Annotated in this window: 23 protein-coding genes and 2 tRNA genes; 9 read left to right on the plus strand and 16 right to left on the minus strand. The window is 42.3% G+C overall.

Annotated elements, in window-relative coordinates; all coding sequences use genetic code 11:
* Positions 1-89 precede the first annotated feature (89 nt).
* Both EV690_RS03295 and purU read left to right on the plus strand, forming a co-directional pair.
* Positions 90-557, plus strand: a complete 468-nt coding sequence (locus EV690_RS03295; RefSeq protein ID WP_131911519.1) for a YchJ family protein — start codon at positions 90-92, stop codon at positions 555-557.
* Between the two features lie 37 nt (positions 558-594).
* Complete coding sequence (purU, locus tag EV690_RS03300; protein ID WP_131911520.1) at positions 595-1,431, plus strand: formyltetrahydrofolate deformylase; 837 nt, start codon at positions 595-597, stop codon at positions 1,429-1,431.
* Between the two features lie 14 nt (positions 1,432-1,445).
* On the opposite strand, the gene EV690_RS03305 is transcribed toward purU, so the two are convergent.
* Positions 1,446-1,982, minus strand: coding sequence for a VC2046/SO_2500 family protein (locus tag EV690_RS03305; protein ID WP_131911521.1), 537 nt, complete (start codon positions 1,980-1,982; stop codon positions 1,446-1,448).
* A 184-nt stretch (positions 1,983-2,166) separates the two neighbouring features.
* Here EV690_RS03305 and EV690_RS03310 point away from each other — a divergent pair.
* Positions 2,167-2,250: transfer RNA gene (locus EV690_RS03310), tRNA-Tyr, on the plus strand.
* Between the two features lie 43 nt (positions 2,251-2,293).
* Here the strand turns inward: EV690_RS03310 and EV690_RS03315 are convergent.
* From EV690_RS03315 to EV690_RS03330, 4 genes are all read right to left on the minus strand, one after another.
* On the minus strand, positions 2,294-2,710 hold the full coding sequence (locus EV690_RS03315; RefSeq protein ID WP_131911522.1) for a PaaI family thioesterase: 417 nt from the start codon (positions 2,708-2,710) through the stop codon (positions 2,294-2,296).
* 10 nt (positions 2,711-2,720) lie between these two features.
* Positions 2,721-3,191 (minus strand): NifB/NifX family molybdenum-iron cluster-binding protein, encoded by a 471-nt coding sequence (locus EV690_RS03320; RefSeq protein WP_131911523.1) that lies wholly within the window; start codon positions 3,189-3,191, stop codon positions 2,721-2,723.
* Positions 3,192-3,264: 73 nt separating this feature from the next.
* Positions 3,265-3,567: a DUF134 domain-containing protein gene (locus tag EV690_RS03325; RefSeq protein ID WP_131911524.1), complete on the minus strand. Its 303-nt coding sequence runs from the start codon at positions 3,565-3,567 to the stop codon at positions 3,265-3,267.
* A 472-nt stretch (positions 3,568-4,039) separates the two neighbouring features.
* A complete protein-coding gene (locus EV690_RS03330; protein WP_131911525.1) occupies positions 4,040-4,963 on the minus strand; it encodes a LysR family transcriptional regulator in 924 nt (307 codons plus the stop codon).
* Between the two features lie 116 nt (positions 4,964-5,079).
* On the opposite strand from EV690_RS03330, the gene EV690_RS03335 reads away from it, so the two are divergent.
* From EV690_RS03335 to EV690_RS03345, 3 genes are all read left to right on the plus strand, one after another.
* Entirely contained in the window at positions 5,080-5,919 is an 840-nt protein-coding gene (locus tag EV690_RS03335) for a pirin family protein (protein ID WP_131911526.1), read from the plus strand.
* Positions 5,920-5,937: 18 nt separating this feature from the next.
* The gene (locus tag EV690_RS03340; RefSeq protein ID WP_131911527.1) at positions 5,938-6,918 is read left to right on the plus strand and encodes a glutathione S-transferase family protein; all 981 of its coding nucleotides are present in this window, start codon (positions 5,938-5,940) and stop codon (positions 6,916-6,918) included.
* Between the two features lie 113 nt (positions 6,919-7,031).
* On the plus strand, positions 7,032-7,628 hold the full coding sequence (locus EV690_RS03345) for a HutD/Ves family protein (RefSeq protein WP_131911528.1): 597 nt from the start codon (positions 7,032-7,034) through the stop codon (positions 7,626-7,628).
* Positions 7,629-7,677: 49 nt separating this feature from the next.
* On the opposite strand, the gene EV690_RS03350 is transcribed toward EV690_RS03345, so the two are convergent.
* The gene (locus EV690_RS03350) at positions 7,678-8,886 is read right to left on the minus strand and encodes a MalY/PatB family protein (RefSeq protein ID WP_131911529.1); all 1,209 of its coding nucleotides are present in this window, start codon (positions 8,884-8,886) and stop codon (positions 7,678-7,680) included.
* Between the two features lie 193 nt (positions 8,887-9,079).
* Between EV690_RS03350 and EV690_RS03355 the strand changes: the two genes are divergently transcribed.
* A tRNA-Arg gene (locus EV690_RS03355) sits at positions 9,080-9,155 on the plus strand.
* Between the two features lie 92 nt (positions 9,156-9,247).
* Here the strand turns inward: EV690_RS03355 and EV690_RS03360 are convergent.
* From EV690_RS03360 to EV690_RS03385, 6 genes are all read right to left on the minus strand, one after another.
* Positions 9,248-10,627 carry an ammonium transporter gene (locus EV690_RS03360; RefSeq protein ID WP_131911530.1) on the minus strand — a complete coding sequence of 460 codons (1,380 nt, stop codon included), beginning with the start codon at positions 10,625-10,627 and terminating at the stop codon, positions 9,248-9,250.
* Positions 10,628-11,346: 719 nt separating this feature from the next.
* Positions 11,347-11,982 (minus strand): LysE family translocator, encoded by a 636-nt coding sequence (locus EV690_RS03365; RefSeq protein ID WP_131911531.1) that lies wholly within the window; start codon positions 11,980-11,982, stop codon positions 11,347-11,349.
* Between the two features lie 183 nt (positions 11,983-12,165).
* Positions 12,166-12,930, minus strand: a complete 765-nt coding sequence (locus EV690_RS03370; RefSeq protein WP_131911532.1) for an amino acid ABC transporter ATP-binding protein — start codon at positions 12,928-12,930, stop codon at positions 12,166-12,168.
* On the minus strand, positions 12,923-13,588 hold the full coding sequence (locus tag EV690_RS03375) for an amino acid ABC transporter permease (RefSeq protein ID WP_131911533.1): 666 nt from the start codon (positions 13,586-13,588) through the stop codon (positions 12,923-12,925). Before EV690_RS03375 ends, EV690_RS03370 begins: the two co-directional genes overlap by 8 nt.
* Before the next feature lie 10 nt (positions 13,589-13,598).
* Positions 13,599-14,240, minus strand: a complete 642-nt coding sequence (locus tag EV690_RS03380; protein ID WP_131911534.1) for an amino acid ABC transporter permease — start codon at positions 14,238-14,240, stop codon at positions 13,599-13,601.
* A 71-nt stretch (positions 14,241-14,311) separates the two neighbouring features.
* Positions 14,312-15,172: a transporter substrate-binding domain-containing protein gene (locus EV690_RS03385; RefSeq protein WP_131912114.1), complete on the minus strand. Its 861-nt coding sequence runs from the start codon at positions 15,170-15,172 to the stop codon at positions 14,312-14,314.
* A gap of 215 nt (positions 15,173-15,387) precedes the next feature.
* On the opposite strand from EV690_RS03385, the gene pdxR reads away from it, so the two are divergent.
* A complete protein-coding gene (gene pdxR, locus EV690_RS03390) occupies positions 15,388-16,875 on the plus strand; it encodes a MocR-like pyridoxine biosynthesis transcription factor PdxR (protein ID WP_131911535.1) in 1,488 nt (495 codons plus the stop codon).
* Between the two features lies 1 nt (position 16,876).
* Here the strand turns inward: pdxR and EV690_RS03395 are convergent, their stop codons facing one another.
* The 3 genes from EV690_RS03395 to EV690_RS03405 form a co-directional block, all read right to left on the minus strand.
* Complete coding sequence (locus EV690_RS03395) at positions 16,877-17,458, minus strand: hypothetical protein (RefSeq protein ID WP_131911536.1); 582 nt, start codon at positions 17,456-17,458, stop codon at positions 16,877-16,879.
* A gap of 440 nt (positions 17,459-17,898) precedes the next feature.
* Positions 17,899-18,306: a GNAT family N-acetyltransferase gene (locus tag EV690_RS03400; protein ID WP_131911537.1), complete on the minus strand. Its 408-nt coding sequence runs from the start codon at positions 18,304-18,306 to the stop codon at positions 17,899-17,901.
* A gap of 107 nt (positions 18,307-18,413) precedes the next feature.
* Positions 18,414-19,022 (minus strand): glutathione S-transferase family protein, encoded by a 609-nt coding sequence (locus EV690_RS03405; RefSeq protein ID WP_131911538.1) that lies wholly within the window; start codon positions 19,020-19,022, stop codon positions 18,414-18,416.
* A 989-nt stretch (positions 19,023-20,011) separates the two neighbouring features.
* Here EV690_RS03405 and EV690_RS03410 point away from each other — a divergent pair.
* The gene (locus tag EV690_RS03410) at positions 20,012-21,757 is read left to right on the plus strand and encodes an ABC-F family ATP-binding cassette domain-containing protein (protein ID WP_131911539.1); all 1,746 of its coding nucleotides are present in this window, start codon (positions 20,012-20,014) and stop codon (positions 21,755-21,757) included.
* A 336-nt stretch (positions 21,758-22,093) separates the two neighbouring features.
* On the opposite strand, the gene EV690_RS03415 is transcribed toward EV690_RS03410, so the two are convergent.
* Positions 22,094-22,396: a hypothetical protein gene (locus EV690_RS03415; protein WP_131911540.1), complete on the minus strand. Its 303-nt coding sequence runs from the start codon at positions 22,394-22,396 to the stop codon at positions 22,094-22,096.
* Positions 22,397-22,595 lie beyond the last annotated feature (199 nt).

The following is a 22,595-nucleotide window of genomic DNA, read 5'->3' on the forward strand; positions in this document are numbered from 1 at the left end:
AAAATAAGTAATGTCAGTTATAATCATAGTTGAATTTATAGCTCAAAACGCTACATTAACCCCCCTTAAATACTGGCCTAGTGAAAACCATGCAAACCTGTTACTGCCACAGTGGCTTGACTTATGAACAATGCTGCCAGCGTTATCATCAAGCAGAACTAGTCGCGCCAACGCCTGCGGCTTTGATGCGCTCTCGTTATAGTGCCTTCGTATTAGGATTAGGGGAGTATCTTTATCAAACTCACCACCCTGACTATCGCCAAGGATTAACGATTGAGCAGTTAAGTCAGCAAGATGTGACATGGATAAAGCTGAAGATAATTTTCCAAGCCATTTCTCCCGATGAGCACTTTGGTGTTGTCGAATTTAAAGCTTGGTATCAGAACAGCGATACACGCGTATGTTTGCATGAGCGGTCTGAATTTATCAAACAAGATGAACGCTGGTTTTATACAACAGGAGAAATGAATCCCAAAGCGATTGGCCGGAATGATCCATGCCCTTGTCAAAGTGGAAGAAAATTCAAGCAATGTTGTCTCAGCCGCAAAACAAGCTAATGAGCACCAACGAACATAATTTATAACTGAGAGCACTATGCAACATAAAATTTTGTTAACCGACTGCCCCGATGAAAAAGGGTTAATCGCAAGAATTACCGGACTTTGTTCCCAACATCATCTCAACATTATAAAAAATAATGAATTTGTTGATGATAGTCACAACCGATTTTTCATGCGAACCGAACTCGCCGGAGAGCTTGATGACGACGCATTTGAAAGTGAACTAAAGGCGCATCTCCCCGCAGGTGGACAATATCGGTTGGTTGATAATGGTCGCAAACGAATTGTGATACTCGTAACCAAAGAAGCCCATTGTCTGGGTGATATTCTGATGAAAGCATCTTATGGCGATCTGAACGTTGAAATTGCAGCGGTCATTGGTAACTACGACACATTGCAAAATCTAACGGAGAAATTTTCGATCCCCTTTCACTTGATTAGTCATGAAGGGCTCTCTCGCAGTGAACACGAAAAATTCATCCAGGAGCAAATAGCTCACTATCAACCAGACTACGTCGTGCTTGCTAAATATATGCGGATCTTAACTCCTGAACTGGTTGCTGCTTACCCACATCGCATCATCAACATTCATCATTCATTCTTACCAGCATTTATTGGTGCCCGGCCTTATCAGCAAGCATTTGACCGAGGCGTCAAGATGATTGGTGCAACAGCACATTTTGTCACCAATAATTTAGACGAAGGTCCCATCATTGAACAGGATGTTATCCATACGGATCATACCTACAGTGCTGAACGAATGGCTAGTGCGGGGCGTGATGTTGAAAAATATGTACTGAGCCGCGCTCTTAGATTTGTAACTGAAGAACGCGTGTTTGTGACCGGGAACCGTACGGTCGTATTTCGTTAAGTTAGTACTGAAGATTAAGCCGTAGCGAGTGTGAGTGGTTTAGAATAATCGAAACCTTCTAACACATGAACCATCGCTGCGGGTTTTATCTGTTCTACATCATCTTGGTGCGCAACGCTCTCATCACTCTGATGGCGTTGACGATATTTGAGCTGTGCTAATAACGATAAGTTGTTGATCACTTCAAGATCTATATGAGGAGGCTTCTCATAACAAAATGACGGCTGTTTAAGTGCTTTATCCAAATGCAGCGCAACCAACGAGCCATTCTGAACGTAATCCTTACGCTTTATCTCTGATGCCCACTCTTTGTCATTCGCATACAGTGACTGTCCACTATCCAGTTGAAAATAAACTCGCCAATTAATTGCTGCTTGCTCAGACGACTCAGGCACAAAATCGAACTGTGGCTGATCACAGACATCCGGGCTTAACAAACTTAACCATAAACTAAATGTTGCCTGATGCCCCGATTCAATACAATGATTTAAACAACTTCCCAGCTGTAATTCATCGCAATAAACCGATTGGCGAATCGAATTGGCAAGCATAGCGCCTCACAACAAAACAGAATCTGTTGTTGTTAACGGCAAATATGTTGAAAACTTCAGTTATGCCAACTAAAAAGCATTGCAAATGAGTATATTTTACGCAAATAAACAAAAAATCAGTCATTTTTTTAAAGAGAGCATTTACAAAGATCGCCCACCCAGATAATATGCGCTTCGCACTTGTGGAGGGGTTCCCGAGTGGCCAAAGGGAGCAGACTGTAAATCTGCCGCGCAAGCTTCGATGGTTCGAATCCGTCCCCCTCCACCATTTCTAATCTAGTTTAAAACTTCCTGACTTATCTATCTTACTCTTATTTAATAGTTGCTTCGGCCACTGGCATGAAATGAGCTGTTGCTTCAATGGCTAAGTCATGATTAGCCAATAGTAATGTTGCACGCATACTATATACACCATGGCGAAAAGACTGCTCTCGGGCATACAAATCAACCCACTGATTCACCTCAACACGTTGATGGAAACGAAGCTTAAGAGAACCGGTCAGAGCCATGATGTTGCGCGCCAACAGATGGTGCGTCATTATCGCATCAAGTAACGTACTCGCAACACCACCATGTAATAACCCCTCATAGCCTTGATAGTCTGATTTGATAAAAAAGCGGCTATGCATCCTCAGCTTATCCAGCCAATCAAAATGCAACGCCAGTGAAGGAATTAAATGATGCTCTGAACATGCGATACAGTTCCGGTGGGATTTAATAGCATCCACAACATTGTTCCTAATGGTGATGGGAACAGTGGCAATGCCCACGACCTTGATGGTGACCGGTTTCGCAGCACTTCTTCTCGGTCTGACATTGGCTTGCACATTGTGAATGTTTTTTCGTGAAATTAACTGATTCTCGACCTTGTTCCGCTTCTGTCAACTCAGTGGCCACTTGTGCCCAGTTCTGCTGATACAAGTCAATATCATCCACCGATAGCGGGCCTTTTAATTGCCAAACACGAATAGATGCACTTAGTAAACGCGACAACATACGCTGACCAATTTGACGAACAATAATGTTCGAGACGCCAAAATCCACCATTCTCTGCACAATGAGTTGGTGCCCCGCACAGCCTTCATCAGTTGAAGGATTGGCAAACTCAATACGCTGTCCGGGCACCTCAAGATCCCAACAACAAAATGCCTCCGCTTTAGAAAAGTGATTCGCTACTTTGTCTTTTTGAAATGGAAATGCAATTTTCATCTTTCGTCCTTAATATTTAGCATATGCTAAATATTAAGGAGTTATTTGGCATATGCCAAATAAAATAGCTCACTTAAAGCAACAAAGGTGGATCTTTATGATGCTGATCAATCATCAGTGCTTTGCCATGTAACAAACAGTCGGTAACCTTAAAGCGCGCAGCTTTGACAAGGTTCGCCAATGTTTGCCGCGAAATATTCATCTCACTCGCGGCCTCTTGCTGCTGCAACCCTTGCCAGTCAACCAAACGCATCGCTTCAAATTCGTCGGCAGCTAAAATCTGTTGGGCCAACTGAGCCATCGGCACGCCATTGGGCTTAAAACAGCTATTGGCAGCTCGTCCGCATATTTTCCGTGGAATCTTCGTTCGCCCCATACATCCCTCATTCGCTTAAATTGTCAATAGAACTGAGTATAATCATTTCCCTACATTCAGGAAATTTGTCTTATAACGTACCTCAAAAATGTATGCGAGTAATGGCAAATCGATGAGAAAATGATTCACTCTTTGCGTCAACATACTGAATTTTTTAGGTATCACTGGAGAGCACAATCATAGTTAATCTAACCTCCAGAATCTTATTCACTAATTACTAGGGACTGTTGACCTTTTGTGATTAGTTTTGCAGAAATCTGTGAGGGATTTAGGCAAGGCAAACGTTGTGCCGTGTCGTTATTCTCCACAAAGAACGTTTAACGCTGGATAAATTCCTCTCAGATACTGCCCTTGGGGTTCATTTAAACGCATCCTGAACTTTGTTACCCCCTGCTTGCTTCACTCATTAAGCGACGCAGGGGGCGCCGCGTTCAAAATGCGTTTAATTTGAACAAAATTCAACCACCAAAGGTCAACAGTCCCTAGAATGGCGAAGCGCCTGATCCCAATATGGATTATTCGAAAATCGCTCCAGTAAAAAATCCATAAACACTCTAGCGCGACGAGACTGATAGCGCATATTGGGATAGACTAGCCAGGCATCAAGACTGGCAGGTTGATAATCACTTAAAATATTCACCAGTTGGCCGGTTACAATGGCTTGCCAGCAAATAAAAGTCGGCAACATCGTCACACCTTGTCCGGCAATCGCCAAATCTCGCAAAATTTCCCCATTGTCAGCACTAAACATGGCCTGATAGTCAACCGTTTCACTACGTTCACCTTGATACAGATGCCAGCGGGTACTTTGCTGAAAGCTATAATGCAGAATATCTTTTCCAGCTAAATCCTCAGGAGTATTCATCGGACCATGCTGACTTAAATAATCTGGGCTTGCCACCAACATAAAACGGATCGGGGTTAAATAGCGTGCTTTAAGACTTGAGTCCTCCAGCTGAGCAATTCGCAAAGCAACATCTATCCCTTCTTCAACCAAATGATGCTGACTATCGGATAAACTTAGATGCAGTTGAATATTAGGATATTTTTTCACAAAAGCGCTCACTGCTGCAGACAGATGCAGTGTTCCAAAACTCACTGGAGCTGCAACATGCAGTGGTCCTGCGATTTGTGAACCATCTTGACGCGTTTGCTGATTGAGTCGTTCCACTTCATCGATGATTCCCAAACTTTGCTGATAATAATGGCGTCCAACATCTGTAAGGGTTATTCGTCGCGTGGTTCGTTTAGCCAGTACAATCCCTAAATCCTTTTCTAATTCAGATAACTGTCGGCTCACCATCGATTTGGCCATATTCAGCTGTCTGGCAGCTTCACTTATCGATCCGGATTCAACTACCCGCACAAAAATCTTCATTTGTTCAATCTGGCCCATGCTGCCTCCTATCATTGTTCTTTTTTTAGCAACAATGATTTCCAAAAAAGACTGTTTATTGCAAAAAAGATTATAGTTAAGCTCTTAGTAAATCAAAACCACATTTGAGGAATATCATGAGTCAAGAACGCACAATTACTAAAGTGGTTCCCGGCCAACCCACTAGCGATGGCGCGGGCGTAAAGTTAACTCGAATGATTGGAACCGGACAACTTGATCACCTCGACCCATTTTTACTGTTAGATTGCTTCGAATCGGATCAACCTGATGATTATCTGGCGGGTTTTCCAAGTCACCCCCATCGTGGATTTGAGACAGTCACCTATATTCTTAATGGCCGAATGCGGCACAAAGACAATCAAGGCCATGAAGGCGTTATTGAAGAAGGTGGCATACAGTGGATGACCGCCGGACGAGGCGTTGTTCACTCAGAAATGCCTGAGCAAAAAGAAGGCTTACTCAAAGGATTTCAATTGTGGGTTAATCTACCCGCCAAAGACAAAATGAGTCAGCCACACTATCAGGAACACAGCAGTGACGAAATCCCCTGCGACATTGATGAAAATGGCAACATTATTCGAGTGATCGCGGGCCAAAGCGCGAAAGGGACCCAAGGTCCGATTCAAACAGAGCAGACCCAGGCTAGTTATTTTGACATTTCATTAGTTGCGGAAAAATCAGTCAGCTTACCCATCCCGGTTGAGCATGTGGGATTTGTTTACACAATTAGTGGCGATGTCACTGTGGTTGGCAGCGAGCATCAAGTCAAAGCCTATCAATTAGGAGTTTTAAGCGAAGGCAGTCAATTAACACTTCAGGCAAAAACCGATTCACGTGTGCTGGTCATTACTGGCAAACCACTTCGTGAACCAATCGCATGGGGTGGGCCTTTTGTGATGAATACTCGAGAAGAAGTTTATCAAGCATTTGAAGACTTTCGCGCTAATCGCTTTTAAGCCACTCTAGGAGGTTTTATGGGACGTTTAATCAATGGTCAATGGCATGACCAATGGTACAACACAGCTGAAAACCAAGGTCAATTCAAACGCAGTGAAGCACAATTTAGAAACTGGGTCACCCCCGATGGTAGTGCCGGTCCCAGCGGAGTTAACGGGTTTAAAGCGCAAGCTGGTCGTTACCATCTGTATATTTCTCATGCCTGTCCTTGGGCTAATCGGACCATGATCTTTCGTCAGCTTAAGGGGCTTAACGAGCTGATTGATGTATCCGTGGTCAACTGGTTTATGGCAGAGCATGGCTGGACTTTCGCACCAGGCACGGATGTCACTGGCGATAAACTCTATGGTCTTGATTACCTCTACCAGCTTTATTTAAAAGCTGATCCCAATTACAGCGGCCGAGTCACTGTACCTGTTCTTTGGGATAGCGAACGTCAAACCATCGTCTCTAATGAATCAGCGGATATTATACGCATGTTCAATAGTGCCTTTGATGAAGTCGGTGCCAAAGCTGGTGATTATTATCCACAAGCGCTTCGTGGTGAAATTGATAAATTAAACAACCAGATCTACGACACCGTCAACAACGGTGTTTATAAAGCAGGATTTGCGACTACTCAGCAAGCATATGAGGATTCGGTTTATCCACTGTTTAAGACGCTTGATCAACTCGAAGCACGATTAGCAACGCATCGTTATCTGCTTGGAGACACATTAACTGAGGCTGACTGGCGGTTATTCACGACATTGGTGCGTTTTGATGCCGTTTACTATGGCCACTTTAAATGTAATATTCGCCGAATTAGTGATTATCCAAATCTATTTGGATATCTGCGTGAACTCTATCAGATGGACGGCATTGCCCAGACTATTCATTTTGACCATATCAAAGGCCATTACTATCAAAGCCACGATATGATTAATCCGACTCAGATTGTCCCCGTTGGGCCGGAAATAGACTTGAACGCGCCTCATCAGCGCCAACACATCAGCTAAATCTCTACCGCCATGAAAAACCATCACATTATTGTGCTGGTTTTTCATTCATAGTTAGCGTTATAACCAAGAGATGGTAGGCTAAGAACACACCATAACACTGGTTTTAAATTATGCTGAAACACACCATCATTCGCCAAACCGAATTTTTAAAAGTGCCTTGGAAAAACGGTCAAGGTTATACCTACGAAATTGATAAGCTCACCAAAGCTGATCACAGTGACGAATTTCTGTGGCGCTTATCCATCGCTGAAGTCAACCAAAGTGGTCCATTTTCTAAGTTTGATAACTATCAACGCAATATTTCGATCTTAAGCGGTGATAGTATGACGCTGAATGTCGATGGTTATGACAGCCCGTCCCTGAGAGCATTCGAAACCTTTACCTTTGCCGGTAAAGCTGACACTTATTGCACACTACATGGGCGTGCTCTGCGTGATTTCAATGTCATCTATGCCCCACATTTCGATGTGAATGTAAGCTGGTTAAAAGACGAATACCTAGATATAACTCTAGTCGCAGACACACTCTACTTTATCATAGCAGCGACTGGCGCAATCCACGTCCAAGGTTCTGCACTAGATGTGCAACTAGCAAGCTGGGATGTCATTAAGATTGCGCCATTAAAAATGAGCCAGCTTAAAATAACAGCCATAGCGACCAACCAACCCTGCATCTGCGGTATTATTGCTATTGCACCGAAAAATTAACAAAGGTATCGATGAGTTGGCCATTATATGAATGACGCGCCAATCAACGTTAATCAATCAAAGCCTCAGCCATGCGCTCAAGGGCCTTACCAAGTACCGAACGAGGGCAAGCAATATTAAGTCGTACAAAGCCTTGCCCATTGTCGACAAACATCGGCCCATCTTCTAATACAACCCCAGCATTTTTAGCGAAGAAAAATGCCCAGCCTTCAGCTTCGCCAAGTCGTTGTTGATAAGCGGTTAAATCAACCCAAGCCAAATAAGTAGCCTCTGGTTTCGTAAACTTCGCCAACGGTAGCTTGGTTTGGACAAATTCAGCCATAAACGCCAGATTATCATCCAGGTAGCGCTTAAGCGCTTCAAGCCAATCTTCCCCCTTCTCATAAGCGGCCTGTGCAGCTGCGACACTCAGCGGTGAATGCATATCTGCATAGCGATTTTTCCAGCGAGCCAACACTGACGAATCACGAATAAAAATATGTGACACTAGATTTCCGGCTAAGTTAAATGTTTTACTTGGTGCGGTACAAAGAATAAGTTTTTGATAATCAGGCATAATGTTTGCCATTGAATGATGCTGCAAACCACTGCGTAACAGATCACAATGAATTTCATCGGCAATGATCCAAATATCATATTTAACACAAATCTGGGCTAACCGAGTCAACTCCTCTTCAGACCAAACGCGCCCTGTTGGATTGTGGGGATTACATAAAATAAACAGCGAAATATGATTTTGTGGATCCGCTATTTTAGCCTCGAGATCGGCAAAATCCATTTCATAATAGCCATTATGATTAACCAGTGCTGAATACAGAACCCGTCGCTGATTATAATCTCCTGCAACTTTAAATGGCGTGTACGAGGGGGTACTGATAAGGATCGACTCATCATCCTTCATGATTAAGGGAACCAACTGTTTAAGCGCTGGAACAACACCGGGAGAAAAAACCATTTTTGAAGTATCAATTGTCACACCATAGCGGCGTTGAAACCAACTTTGCAGCACGTCGTAGTACTTTTGTTCGTAAACCTGTGTGTAGCCCAAAATTCTTTTATTCAGACGGTCACGAATTGCATCCAGCACAACCTCAGGAGTAGCAAAATCCATATCCGCCACCCACATACGAATATACCCTATATCATCAAAGGGAAAATGCTCGTGTTGGTGTCGTTTAAATATCCGAGCTCGCCAGCCATCGACACTCACGCTATTGGTATTTTCGCGGTCAATCATCTCATCAAAATCGTATTGCATAATCCCTCAATAGTTATCTGTATTCATGGGGCCACTCAGAATCACAAAACTTGCAACAAATCGCTCATTTCTGTAATCATGATTTTTATCTTAATAAATTTATTCTCAAACAGTTTAATTCTTAAGCGGTTATGCCGTCTAGGGCTTCACTCGAAGCAGATAAATTCGTATACTCAGGCCCAGTCTTATCAGCGTCCCCTTAGTTCAGTTGGATAGAACAAGGACCTCCTAAGTCTTAGACGTGAGTTCAAATCTCGCAGGGGACGCCATTTCTTCTATTACATATGGATAAAAAAGACCCGAAACAATGTCCGGGCACTTTTATCAAGAATTCTTGTGCTATCACCAATTAGCAATACCATCAAGCATCAGCATGTTTCCCTGTTCCTGCTACAGATTCATGAGCACCTGTTGTTGAGCTACTAATATGAGTGCCTGAAGACATGTTCACAACATGGAAATCAGCATATGAATTAGCACCATGTTCTGAATAATCAAGGCCTGCCATTTCTTCTTCTTTGGTAACCCGCATGCCGATAACCACATCGATTACTTTAAAGAGAATAAGCCCTGTGATAAATGCCCATAAGAAACAAGCAATCACACCAACAGCCTGAACGCCTACGACACTCCAAGAGAAACCGCTTTTATCGAAGATGCCTGCTGCCAGAGTCCCCCAAGCACCACAAACACCATGAACAGAAACAGCACCAACCGGATCATCTATTTTAATGCGATCAAAGAACAATACAGAAACAACGACCACGACACCGGCGATTAGACCAATAATCACTGCAGAAAGAGGGGTAACATTGGCACATCCAGCTGTAATAGCAACAAGTCCAGCTAAAGCACCATTAAGGGTCATTCCGACATCGCTCTTGCCATAGCGCATCCAAGTATAGCCCATGGATGAAATCGATGCTGCAGCTGCAGCCAGCGTTGTTGTAACCGCAATTTCCGCTATAGAAGTATCCCCTGTAGTAGTCGAACCCGGGTTAAATCCGTACCAACCAAACCACAACAAGAAAACACCTAAACCAGCCAGCGGAATATTATGTCCTGGGATTGCTTTGGCTTTACCCTTCTTATCAAATTTCCCCAGACGAGGCCCAACCACAATCGCACCGGCCAAAGCTAACCAACCGCCCATCGAATGCACTACACTTGATCCTGCGAAGTCGATAAAGCCTAAGCTTTCAAGCCAACCGCCGCCATGGTAGAGACTTCCCCAAGCCCAGCTGCCAAAGACAGGATAAATCACAGCTGAAACAACTACCGAATAGATTAAATAAGCACTAAATTTAGTCCGTTCAGCAACAGCACCAGAGATAATTGTTGCAGCGGTAGCACAAAATACCACTTGGAACATCCAAAACGCGTAGTTCCAAGCGCCACCATCGCCACCTGCACCACTAAAGAAGAAATCAGTTGTTCCAAACACGCCATTGGAAACACCAAACATCAATCCAAAACCGATTGCCCAAAACGCAAGTGACCCGATGCAAAAATCCATCACGTTTTTCATCAAAATATTAGCTGCATTTTTTGCTCGGCACATACCGATTTCCACCAATGCAAAACCAGCTTGCATAATGAAAACTAAAAAGGCGGCGATCAATGTCCACACAAAATTCAAGTGGTTTTGCACAGCAGCGGCAGTAACCGGAGTATCAGCTAGCGCTATCGCAGGTGTCCCGGCCAGCAAGCTAAACATTAGCGCTGAAGACAATCTCTTCATGGTTAAATCTCCTTTGTTAACCCAAAAATCCTTAACGCCAAATAATAAGGGCTACTTAGTCCACTCATTGTTCATGTTTAAAACATTGAGTTTTAATACATCTGACAGCACAAGATGCATTAAAGAGTCCTAAATCAAGCGTACGTAAACTTACCTGTATCACGGTTTGTCTGAACATTTGCATAGACTATTCCAAAATTTTTATCAAAAAAATTAACTTTAAAAATCAATTAATTACGCATTATGTGTGGGAATAGTCTAGGGATCTTTGACAATGAGAGTAACCATAAAAAAGCACTACGCACCATGATGGCGCTATTTACATTGAACATGCCTTAATTTAGAGCGAATTTGATACTGTCACAAAACGTATTGCTACTAACTTCAAAGGCATTCAACAATGACATCCAATATCAGCAACGCCTTCAAAGCAACGCTCTGAATAGCTACGAATTGTAAAAATAAGCTGGCAGATCGCTGTAACCAACAATAACCCCGTCAATTTCAGCGATACAAAGTTGAAGTTCTTTCATGCGAGAGTGCCACGTAAGTAAGTCAAATTCTAAACAAGCCTATGCGGCAACCTGTACTGGTGAAAAATGCTGGGAATTCAAGATATGAACGGTACTGACATACGTTGCCAAAACATTTGGCTTTCGTGTGACTGTATTTGCAAATGGTAATAGCCACGATCATAAACCTGATGCTAAACCCAATGGTTAACGCTGAGTCGACATCAATAATTTAATCCCAAAAAAGCCAAATAATCCGCCGACTGATCGGTTCAACCACTTTTTAATTTTCGGACTGACCGATAGTTTTTGACCAACGCAAGAACAACTCCACGCGATAAAATGGCACCAGATCATTCCATTAAAATTAAAAATGCATCCTAGCAGTAAAAACGCTAACGCTTTGTGATCACTACTTTGATTGATAAATTGCGGCATAAAAGAGAGAAAAAATATCGCCACTTTGGGATTAAATAAATTAGTGATAAATCCTTGCATATAGATCTGTTTTAAAGACTTGGGCTGCAATGGTTTGGTCGTTGTTCTGGATTCACTAAAGCTGGCTTTCAATGCCCCAAATGCCATATACAACAGATAAATCCCCCCCAGAACTTTAACCACCATAAAAGCAGTAGCAGAGGTCGCTAAAATAGCAGATAAGCCAACAGCGGCAGCTGTTATATGAACAAGCGTACCGCTTCCAATACCCAGTGCTGCCGCACTTCCAGCCTTAAACCCTTGTCCTGCTGCACGGCCGGCAATAAGTAGCGAATCTGGCCCAGGTACCATATTAAGCAAAAGCCCCGAAAGGACAAACAACCATAAATTCTCGATCCCGAACATCAACACGGCTCCAGCACTTGTACCACAAAGAATTAAGCCATGAGTATCACCATTTTTAAACTAGCATGCCAGTGTAAAATGATAGCGGTTTGCAACTTTGTCGTTATTTCTCAATCAGCATTTGCTTATGAAATTAAATCCCTATCAATAAACTTTTGTTCAATCCTATTTAGCTGGGTAGGATCAATTACCAAAGGTGGTTAAAAATCGTTGTACACGCTCTGATTTAGGTCGATTAAAAAAATCATCAGGTGTGGCTTCTTCGATCAACTTGCCCTGTTCTAAAAACACAACTTTATTAGAAACCATGCGAGCAAATTCCATTTCATGAGTCACCACCACCATGGTATAACCTTCCACTGAGAGTTTCTTCATTACGTTTAAAACTTCGCCGACACGCTCAGGATCAAGTGCCGAAGTCGGCTCGTCAAACAACAATACTTCTGGACTCATCGCCAAAGAGCGGGCAATAGCTACCCGCTGCTTTTGACCACCAGAAAGCGTGATAGGATAAACATCTTTTTTATCCAACATGCCAACTTTTTCTAATTGTTCGAGCGCTATCTCATGCGCTTTGGCCTTTGTAATCTTTTTGACATGCACCAAAGACACCACCACATTTTGTAACACATTGAGATGTGGCCATAAGTTAAAACTTTGAAAGACCATGCCAATTCGTTCACGTAATTGGGCTAATTGCTTGTTACTCATTGGCCGGTCTTTTTGTTCGTCAATGCCAATACGTTCATCACCGAGGTAAATTTTTCCTCGGTCGGGCTCTTCAAGCCAGTTCATGCAGCGTAAAAGGGTAGATTTACCCGATCCAGATGACCCTAAAATACTAACCACTTCACCTTTATTTATATCTAAATTAATGTCTCTTAGAACTTCAACACCATCAAATTGTTTAGATAGTCGAGTCACTCGAATCGCAGCTTCATTAGACATGGGTAAATCCTCTTTTTCGACTGAATAACCGTAATTTGCGCACACTAAATTCCAGCACTAATCCAATTACCCAATATAATGCGATAGCCACTAAAAATGCTTTTAGCGGTATGAAATACGTAGCCTGTACACTATTAGCCGCCGCAGTAATTTCTTGCACCGTGATAATGCACAAAAAGGCGGTATCTTTCAGACAGATAATAAGCTGGTTGCCCAGCAGTGGTAACGAACTCATCGACACATAGGGCAAAATAATATGGATAAAGACTTGGTGCCGGCGAAATCCATGTGCCACAGCCGCTTCAATCAGCCCTTTGGGCATCACAATCCGTTGGCCTCTAAATATCTCAAAAAAATAGGCCCCATGGTAAAACCAAAGCGCTAATACCCCAGCCGTCGTCGCATCAAAACGGATCCCAAACTGAGGGAGACCGTAATACATCAAATACGCCAGAATCAAAAATGGGAGGGTCCGCATCATACTCACAAAGCCAATCAAAATATGATTAGTAACCCGCCACTTCCCTTCATAAATAAATAAAAATACACATCCTAATAAAAATGCCAAAATGGACGAAACAACAAATAAGTAGAGTGTTTCATAAAAACCATTGATATAAATATCTCTGGCTTTCCAGATATCAGCCCATTCATTCATCACGATACTCCTACACCGCTAAGCGATGTGCCTGACGTTCGGCTATATACTGTAAACGGACCAGTACCCCAACAATCACCATATAAATTAATCCTGCGCCTAAAATAGGATAAAGAGGTTGATATGTTACGGCGGCAATTCGGTTTGTCACACGAGTTAAATCCACCAGCCCAATAATGGCAATCGCCGGACTTCCTTTGATAAGAAAAGACATCTCATTAACCAGTGGAGGTAAACTCACCGTCACAATTTGTGGCAACATAATATGACGGAAAAAGATCCATGGTGTCATCCCTACCGATAAGGCAGCCTCTCGTTGATCCTTGGCAAAATTATGAATAGCAGAGCGCCAAATTTCAGCATTAAACGCTGCGGTGTTAATAGCCAGTGATAAAATAGCCGCAATGTGTTTTTCTAAATGAATTCCCAATGCGGGTAAGGAGAGGAATAAAAATAACACGAGTGTAATTAAAGGCGTCGAACGAACAATACTGATGTAAAAAACGAGAATTTGTTCAATAACAGGGATTTTCTTTTGCCTAATTAAAGCAATCAATAGCCCTGCTGAGACACCAATTATAATTGCTAATCCCGATATCCATAATGTCGTCCAAGCACCTTTAAGTAATAATATCCAAGCTTCAAAATTCATGGCGCCCCTCAAAAAATACACATTAGTGGTATTACAAACTAGCCATAATAATAAGGCTAGTTTGACTGCATTTATTTAATTCCTGCTAATTCATGGAACTCTTTGACGGTTGTAATAGGTTGATCTGGAAGATTATTAAAGGCCTGACCAAACCACTTAATCTGAAGCTCTTTTAATTTCCCAGTTTCTTTTAGATGTTTAACAAAACCACTTAAGTAGTTCAGTAACTTTGGACTTGTCTTAGAAACTGGCCAAGCAACGAAACCATGTCCCGAAACAGCTTGCCCTTTTGCAAAAGTATTAGGATGCTTTTTCACCAAATCGTTCACTGAAATAACCGCGTTAATCACATAATCTAAACGGCCATTTGCCAAATCAGCATAAGCTTCAGGATATGATTGATATTGAACAATTTTGCCAATTTTACCACCTGTCTTCTTGAGCATCACTTCAAGCTCAGGCAGACGCGCTAATAAGGCACTCCCGGCTTGGATCCCTAAAGTTTTACCACTTAAGTCTGCAACACTTTTAATACGATTATCACCTGCTCGTTTGACATAAAAATCCTGAGCCGATGCCACAGGAGCAACAAAATTTAATGCTTTTAGACGGTCATCCGTTATTAAAGCACCGGTAATCGCTACATCATACTGACCTGATGAAACAGCCGCTAATAAACCAGTCCAAGGTAAAATACTCTGCTGGATTTTAAATTTTCCTTTCGCATATTTTTTAAGTTCAATCAAAATATCTTTATGAAAACCATCTGGTTTGCCATTTTTCATAAAATTAAAAGGTGCATAGTTGTCTTCGGTAACAACTTTTAATACCCCGCGTTTTTCAATTTCTGGTAAATCGGCCGCCTTGGCAACAATAGAATAACACATGAGAGTTAAAGCCATTGCTGTTGCTAATAATTTAATTAGCTTCATTGATTTGAGATCCATTCATTTCACCTTTAATTGCGATTGACCACTGTTGTTTAAATGAGTTGTTATTTGAAACATTCACAAATGCTCTTTTTCACTATTAACGAGATCACATCCATTAGGATAGTGCCAGTTAGATGGAAAAAATGGGACAGATTAAATTGTTAAGGCATAAATATTGCAAAGACCTAAGAGCGATATTGCAAAGGAGTCAGGGAATGATCGAATGTTGCTTACAAACAGGCCTTGATAAAGACCGTGGATTACAGGAACAACTGCGCGAAGTTCTTGTTACAAGTATATTATCAGGACGATTTATCAAAGATGAATCCTTACCGTCGTGTCGCAGTTTAAGTGACCAATTAAATATCTCACGCAATACGGTTTCACTGGTTTATGAAGGTCTATGTGCAGATGGCTATCTGATCAGTCGTCCCCGTAGTGGTTATTATATTGCCCCGCAATATGACCCAGATTATCTCGGTCAAGATACGCCAGTTGAAGTGACTTGTGAAAACTTAAGTGCACCGAATTGGGACAAATTGCTCAAAAATAGCCCAAGCCAGTTTTTAACAATCCATAAACCATCTAACTGGATGAAATTTACCTACCCGTTTATCTACGGGCAACCAGATGCCAATCTGTTTCCTATGGATAAGTGGCGAGAGGCAGCACGGAAAATTACCAGCAATATGCGCCCTCATGATTGGTTGTTAGATCGGATCGATCAAGATGATACAGAGCTTATTCATCAGCTGCGCAACCATGTTCTGCCCAAACGTGGCATTATTGCTCAACCCAGTGAAATACTCATCACTCTGGGAACGCAAAATGCGCTCAGTCTGGTCTCCCAACTCTTATTTAGTGAACAAACAGCCATTGGTGTTGAATCTCCCGTATATCTTGAAGCCGTCAATACCTTTAAACTGCAGACTCAGCGTATCTATCCGCATTCTATCGACTCACAAGGAATGCAACTCAATGAATTTTCAAATCAATGTGAGTATTTTTATGTCACTCCGAGTCATCAAGCCCCAACCGGAGTATGCATGAGCAATGCACGTCGCCAGCAGTTATTACAACACGCAATTGAACACGACCAAATTATTTTAGAAGATGATTTTGACTCAGACACCAATATCGAACAACACCCTCGCCCTGCACTCAAAGCCCATGACCAAAGTGGTCGGGTGATCTATATGAGCAGTTTGTCAAAAGCGTTCTCTCCCGGCTTACGCCTAGGATACATTGTGGCACCCGCTGAGCTAATCGATGAACTGAGAGCCTTACGACGGTTGAACTATCGCCACCCACCGACTTACATCCAATACCAACTCGCATACTTCCTCTCTCAGGGATATTACGAAAGCTTTTTACGCCACTATCGAGAAAATTCAGCTTATCGATGGAGTCTCCTCAAAAATGCACTCGATAAATATCTACCAACGTGCCGCTATACCCAAACCAGAGCAACCGCTTTTTGGATTGAAGCCCCTAAAGAGATCAATTGTGAGACACTCGCTTGGCGGGCGGCCCATAAGAGTATTTTAATAGAACCGGGGCGAAATTATTTTCTTGAAGATGAGGCCCCATCGAATTACTTTCGGTTAGGATTTCATGCGATTGCCCCAGAGGCAATTGAACCGGGCATTGCCTTATTAGCACAAGTGATGCAACACTTGCAACAACGCCCAGTGAATGAATAAGTTACTCTTCGAACGTTGGATTTCCTTGAGCATCCTTTTTGGGTGCAAGAAGGAAGTTTGTTTGAGGTAATAAATTCTTTAATAAAATCAGGGACAACGCCATAGAAGCTATCACGCCAAACAAATTAATCACATTGATAAACGAACCTAAACCAGAAAATTGCAGTGCAAAGCTCTGAATCACATTAGACAAAGCAGTGATCCCTAATAACACAATCAACAAATAACCAATTCCACGGTATTTACCTATAACCCAAATTAAAACGATATTTAGAATGGGTGCCATTAAAATGTATAACCCGCCATAGGGCATGGCATTTTGGTGCACGTACAAAAAGACAGAAAGAGCCTTAATCAGTGCCAACACCGCAATCACTACCATCAAAATTTGGTTTAACCGTTTAAATTGAGCACGCCGTTGCGGCGTTGGAATTTGAGCTAGAATGCGAGCCACTCGTTTCGCCTCTGGCATTCGGGCAAACGGAGCATAAATATCCGCTTTTTTTTCACCTGCAATTACCCGTTCTTCGAGTAATTTATAAAGACTTTTTTTCGCCGGAACCGTCATCTTTTTCCACTTCATCCACATCAGAACCGACCTATCATCAGCTGAAATGGCTCAAGATGCAACCTTGAGGAGGAATCAACACCTATTGCTGATTCATATCAGGGCAGCGCAACGCCAAAGAGGGACGGTTTCGTTAACTGCACCCGACCTTGGTTATATCAAGCTGTGCATCAAGAGGCTGTTATTAATTCATCAGCCTTGAGCCCCACTTGACTATCAGGATCAACCAGTCATGATTTGCCACTAAACCCATTGGCCCTTCTCTACCAACTCGATTACACATTGCTATAAACAAACCGTTTTGTATCTTAAGAACTCGCAGCTCTTAAACATTGCCATCGGTTCAGCTTCGATATTGGTAACAGCGGCCACAATATTGACCACTGAATGAGTGGGAAATGAGTTTACTTTACGCGCAATAGATAATGAGTCCCTTTAACTTCAGGTATAATGAATCAGCTAAGAGCTAATGACATACGAGAATAAGCGATGTCCTGTTTATAAAAAAGCTTACCCTCTGCCTTAAATCCAAACTTGGCATAAAAGGCCTGCGCACTTTGGCGCGCATCACACCAAAAAGTACTCACCTGTTGGGCTTGCAAATCAGCAATCATATGTCTTAGCATGGCGCTGCCAATCCCCTGTTTCTGAAACGGTTCAAGCGTAGCAAACTTGCGTAATCTGGCGGCATTATTATGGATAAAAACCGAAGCGACACAAACCAGCTTACTCTCTTCAAACGCACCATAGTGCATCCCTTCAAGATCATCGTCCAAACAGCAAAATTCAATGCTTTGTTCAGGCCATAAAACTTGATGGCGAATGGCTAAAGTCTGCTGCGCACTGATAGATTTGATTTGCATAGAAAGCCTGTGAATTAAAAATTCACACTATAGGGTCAAATTGACTATAAGTCACCTTTTCAGAAAATAGGAAAGTGGGCCAATTGACACTGATCCGAATCGACCTATTACCTAGCTAACTTAGTAGGTTCAGAGGAGCTAATACGAGGGATTTGATCCAGCCATTGCTGATGGCGCTCATAAAATGGTAAGGGGTTGATCCCCAACAACTGCCCTTGTTGATACGTCACAGCTAAAAATATATCAGCAAGAGAAAAATAATAACTCACCATAAAATCAGACTGATTGCATAATTGTGATTTAAGCTTGACCAAACATTCAGACACCCAGTTGCGGCGATATTCAACCAATTGCTCTTCACTCATATCTTCGTAAAGCATTTTTATGACAGAACGCCGCATAGGGGCCTGAATTGTGGTGATGACATATTCACAAATCTGACGAATATAGGTTCTATCAAACACATTTCGCCCCAGTAGGGGCTTTGATGGAAAAACCTCTTCTAGATACTCTAAAATGGCTAATGGCTCCTTAATATAAAAGCCATCAGCGCCAAGGGTAGGTAAAGACGCAAAAGGATTGATTCGCAAATAGCTCGACATCTGCTCATCAGGTTCAATTTCAATGCGCTGATAATCAATATTTTTGTAATTTAATGCCCATTCAACACATCGTGAACGCTCTGAACTGGTTGAACTATATAGAATAAATTCCATATTCTCTCATATCACCTCTATAACTAAACTCGGTTTTTCCATATTGGCTCATGTCATTATGCACTAACAAATCTGACCCGCTGATTCTACATGCAATGCTGACCATTTCTGTGACATAACAAAGGGATGCACAACATACAAAGGAAAAACACAGCACATAGATGTCTGCATAGAGCAACGCTCTTAAGTCAAAAATTTAAGAATAGTCGCTTCAATCGTATAACGAATCATCAAAGAAATAGAACTGATGCATCCTTCTTTATCTACCCACCATATAAGTATTACCTTTTTTGACTAAATCATTCAATTGAAACCCCGTTTTTATTGAAGAAAAATGTACAAATTAAACAACGCACAAAAAAGGCCCTGACAGCGATTTCATTAACTGATACAAAGCCCAAATACCTAACTAAAATACTCAACTATATACGCGTTAAAAACTGTTTTTGGGATATCTTTTCCCATGAATAATAGTCACTTCTTATGATTTTTCATTAAATATTCCAGTGTACAGTAAGGTTAGAGTTCCCAAGATAGTCCACTTTTTGCTAAGCAAATATTGGTAAAAAGGAGCCATTATAAGCACCTTTATTCGGTACTATTGAACAAACACAGCAATCGTTACTGGTGAATTTAAAACCACGACATAAGACAATAGCGAAAATTATTTTTTGTGGCAGACAATTAGTTTAAATTCTTTACTTTGTCCAAGACAACGCTAAAATTTATACGACCGATCAACCGAAAATGGCAACATTTTCACAACGAATCTAAGGAGAATTTTATGTCTATGTGGTGTTCGCTTAACCCACGCTTATTTGGCACTAAAACTTGCTCAAGAGTGATTGATATCGCGTTGCGATAATCTCGACTTGAGCGAATAATTACCTTTCGACGGAAAACGTCACTCGAGTACTTTCTCTCAAGCTCGAAGAATTATTGTCAACTCTGACAATGGAGTTACGCTCCCAAAAATTCTTGAGACGACTATGAGTACTTTTTTAACAGCAAAATCCCTTACCCTTTCTTTCACCTCTACTGCATTGTTCAAATCGCTGAATGTCACCATTAATCGCGGCGATAAAGTCGGCCTGATTGGTCACAATGGCTGTGGCAAAAGCTCACTGCTCAAACTGTTGAGTGGACAAATTGAGCCCAGTGAAGGACATATTGCGAAAGCCAAACAATGTTTGATGAGTTATGTGGAACAACATCTTCCTGAACCCTTACACTCTAGAACTGTTCTCGCAGCATTAACTGAAACGCTAAGCGACGATGGCCATTGGCGGGCCGAGATGCTTTTATCAGAATTAGGATTTTTAGAATCCGATTGGCAGATGGCTATGAAAAATTGCAGCGGCGGGCAGCAGATGCGGCTGCTACTCGCCAGAGCTATTATCAATGAACCTGATTTATTGTTACTCGATGAACCCAGCAACCACTTAGATCTTCCGTCACTGATGTGGCTAGAGCAATTTTTGAGTCACTGGAAGGGAACATTTGTGTTGGTGTCTCACGACCAGACCTTGCTGGATTCTGTTACCAATACCACCTGGGTGATGCGCGATCAGTCACTGTATCATTTTGCGCTGCCCTGCTCACAGGCAAGGCAAGCCCTCAAAGAAAAAGATGCACAAGATCAAGCGCGTCATAACAGTGAACAGAAGGAGATCGACCGCATCGAGAAAAGTGCGAAGCGACTGGCGGTGTGGGGCAAGGTTTACGACAATGAAGATTTAGCACGCAAAGCCAAAACCATGTTTGCCAGAAAAGAGCGCTTGGAAGAGCAACAAACTGAACTGAGCGAAGGCGCGCCGTGGTGTTTAGAACTGCATGGCGAAGCACTACCCGCAAACCGCTTATTGGAAGTGTCTGCGCTTGCCGTCAAACCTGCGCCAAACTATCCGGCTTTGTTTGAGATGCCCGACATGCGGATTAAAAGCGGTGACAGAATTGCCGTGTTGGGACGTAATGGCTGTGGTAAATCAACATTACTGAATCTATGCCATCGATTCTATCTGCAACAAGAGGCAGGACAAGCTGCGCTCTTAGAGCACCAAGATGATTCAGTGATCTTCCATGACCGTTGCCGATTAGGTTATTACGATCAATCACTCGCACAGCTAGCTGATCAAGATACGTTAACCGATGCATTAGGTCATTTTGCCGCAATCAGTAACGAACAAAGCAAGCGTGCATTAATCAGCGCGGGATTTGAGTATGCCCGACATACCCAAAAGATCGAATCGCTCAGTGGCGGGGAACGAGCTCGACTGCTATTTGTCGGGTTAACGCTGGCAAGGTATCACCTGTTATTTTTAGATGAACCGACCAACCACTTGGATATGGAAGGCAAAGAAGAGCTGATAGAAACGCTAAATGCATTCGAAGGCGCTGCTGTTTTGGTCAGTCATGATCGCAGCCTAATCGAACAAAGTTGTAATCGATTCTGGCTGATTCAACAAGGGCGGCTGAGTGAGTACTTATCAGCTGAAGAGGTCTATCTGCAACTGAGTGAACACGCTGAGTATTCTGCGCAACATGCCAAGCCAATAGAGAAAGGGACGGCTTTACACGCTGACCATGAGGATACAGAAGAGGAGCAACTGTTAGAGCGTTTGCTACACCTCGAATCATTACTGGCAGCTGACCGACAGCGAAAACCCAAACATCAAAAGCCAGACCTGCAAAAGCAATGGCAGGAGGAAATTGAAAAAATCAGTAATCAACTTTAAGTTAGTTTAAGTCCTTCAATGTATCTCTGATATGGAAATATAGCCATCCCTGAATGGAATGGCTAAGCCTTGGACCGGTAGTCATAAGACCATGATGATCTGGGCATTCATACTAAGTAGCGAGTTAGCAATTGAACAAGTGTCCTGTGGGTAACGACTCACTATTGCAGCACGATTTCCTATGGTTGGGAGGCTCCCCATTGATAACCTCGTTTTTGGCAAGACTGACGTCCACAATCCGCCCAAACACTCTACCAACCATTCCCCCTGTTTCTCTATCCTTGTAACGTCGCTCATATCAACGATGGTAACGATACAAAAAACTCAATACGAACATTACAACCAGCGATTGCAGGCAGAATGCGTTTCAATCTCTTTATACCCTGTTGAGTCAATGACTTGATGATCATATAGGTCATCTAAAACATGCTCTAACTTTTCAAAGTCTTCAGCACAACCACAATACTTAACTAGCGCAGGCACTGCTTGGTCTAGTAATTTAGCAAACGCACCTGCACTTAATCTCCGGTGGGCTTTTTTTAATACGTTAGCAATCGCTTTACGCATGGGTAACAGATCGTCTTCAGGGTCAATCATCTGTACTTCAATCGCTGCAATTTGAACCATATATTGATTCATATTTCACCTTTAAAATTAGAATGCGGGTCAATAATATTGGATTGGTTCTAATACTGTAACGCAACAGAGTTCAGTCTCAATAACCGAGAAGAGCAAAACCATATTCGCGTTAGCTTTAAGACGCCTTAAAATATCAAAATTTGATATAGATCATTAATATTTTGCAAGGAAAACTCTCTCTGCACATATCAGGGTGCTC

Origin of the sequence: Celerinatantimonas diazotrophica (assembly GCF_004339545.1) — a bacterium.
GTDB lineage: Bacteria > Pseudomonadota > Gammaproteobacteria > Enterobacterales > Celerinatantimonadaceae > Celerinatantimonas > Celerinatantimonas diazotrophica.

What these genes read in the sequence shown, in the direction of transcription:
- EV690_RS03295 (WP_131911519.1), top strand. Translation starts at nt 90, where the DNA reads ATGCAAACCTGTTACTGCCACAGTGGCTTGACTTATGAACAATGCTGC.
- purU (WP_131911520.1), top strand. Translation starts at nt 595, where the DNA reads ATGCAACATAAAATTTTGTTAACCGACTGCCCCGATGAAAAAGGGTTA.
- EV690_RS03305 (WP_131911521.1), bottom strand. Translation starts at nt 1,982, where the DNA reads ATGCTTGCCAATTCGATTCGCCAATCGGTTTATTGCGATGAATTACAG.
- EV690_RS03320 (WP_131911523.1), bottom strand. Translation starts at nt 3,191, where the DNA reads ATGAAAATTGCATTTCCATTTCAAAAAGACAAAGTAGCGAATCACTTT.
- EV690_RS03325 (WP_131911524.1), bottom strand. Translation starts at nt 3,567, where the DNA reads ATGGGGCGAACGAAGATTCCACGGAAAATATGCGGACGAGCTGCCAAT.
- EV690_RS03330 (WP_131911525.1), bottom strand. Translation starts at nt 4,963, where the DNA reads ATGGGCCAGATTGAACAAATGAAGATTTTTGTGCGGGTAGTTGAATCC.
- EV690_RS03335 (WP_131911526.1), top strand. Translation starts at nt 5,080, where the DNA reads ATGAGTCAAGAACGCACAATTACTAAAGTGGTTCCCGGCCAACCCACT.
- EV690_RS03340 (WP_131911527.1), top strand. Translation starts at nt 5,938, where the DNA reads ATGGGACGTTTAATCAATGGTCAATGGCATGACCAATGGTACAACACA.
- EV690_RS03345 (WP_131911528.1), top strand. Translation starts at nt 7,032, where the DNA reads ATGCTGAAACACACCATCATTCGCCAAACCGAATTTTTAAAAGTGCCT.
- EV690_RS03350 (WP_131911529.1), bottom strand. Translation starts at nt 8,886, where the DNA reads ATGCAATACGATTTTGATGAGATGATTGACCGCGAAAATACCAATAGC.
- EV690_RS03360 (WP_131911530.1), bottom strand. Translation starts at nt 10,627, where the DNA reads ATGAAGAGATTGTCTTCAGCGCTAATGTTTAGCTTGCTGGCCGGGACA.
- EV690_RS03365 (WP_131911531.1), bottom strand. Translation starts at nt 11,982, where the DNA reads ATGTTCGGGATCGAGAATTTATGGTTGTTTGTCCTTTCGGGGCTTTTG.
- EV690_RS03370 (WP_131911532.1), bottom strand. Translation starts at nt 12,930, where the DNA reads ATGTCTAATGAAGCTGCGATTCGAGTGACTCGACTATCTAAACAATTT.
- EV690_RS03375 (WP_131911533.1), bottom strand. Translation starts at nt 13,588, where the DNA reads ATGAATGAATGGGCTGATATCTGGAAAGCCAGAGATATTTATATCAAT.
- EV690_RS03380 (WP_131911534.1), bottom strand. Translation starts at nt 14,240, where the DNA reads ATGAATTTTGAAGCTTGGATATTATTACTTAAAGGTGCTTGGACGACA.
- EV690_RS03385 (WP_131912114.1), bottom strand. Translation starts at nt 15,172, where the DNA reads ATGAAGCTAATTAAATTATTAGCAACAGCAATGGCTTTAACTCTCATG.
- pdxR (WP_131911535.1), top strand. Translation starts at nt 15,388, where the DNA reads ATGATCGAATGTTGCTTACAAACAGGCCTTGATAAAGACCGTGGATTA.
- EV690_RS03395 (WP_131911536.1), bottom strand. Translation starts at nt 17,458, where the DNA reads ATGAAGTGGAAAAAGATGACGGTTCCGGCGAAAAAAAGTCTTTATAAA.
- EV690_RS03400 (WP_131911537.1), bottom strand. Translation starts at nt 18,306, where the DNA reads ATGCAAATCAAATCTATCAGTGCGCAGCAGACTTTAGCCATTCGCCAT.
- EV690_RS03405 (WP_131911538.1), bottom strand. Translation starts at nt 19,022, where the DNA reads ATGGAATTTATTCTATATAGTTCAACCAGTTCAGAGCGTTCACGATGT.
- EV690_RS03410 (WP_131911539.1), top strand. Translation starts at nt 20,012, where the DNA reads ATGAGTACTTTTTTAACAGCAAAATCCCTTACCCTTTCTTTCACCTCT.
- EV690_RS03415 (WP_131911540.1), bottom strand. Translation starts at nt 22,396, where the DNA reads ATGAATCAATATATGGTTCAAATTGCAGCGATTGAAGTACAGATGATT.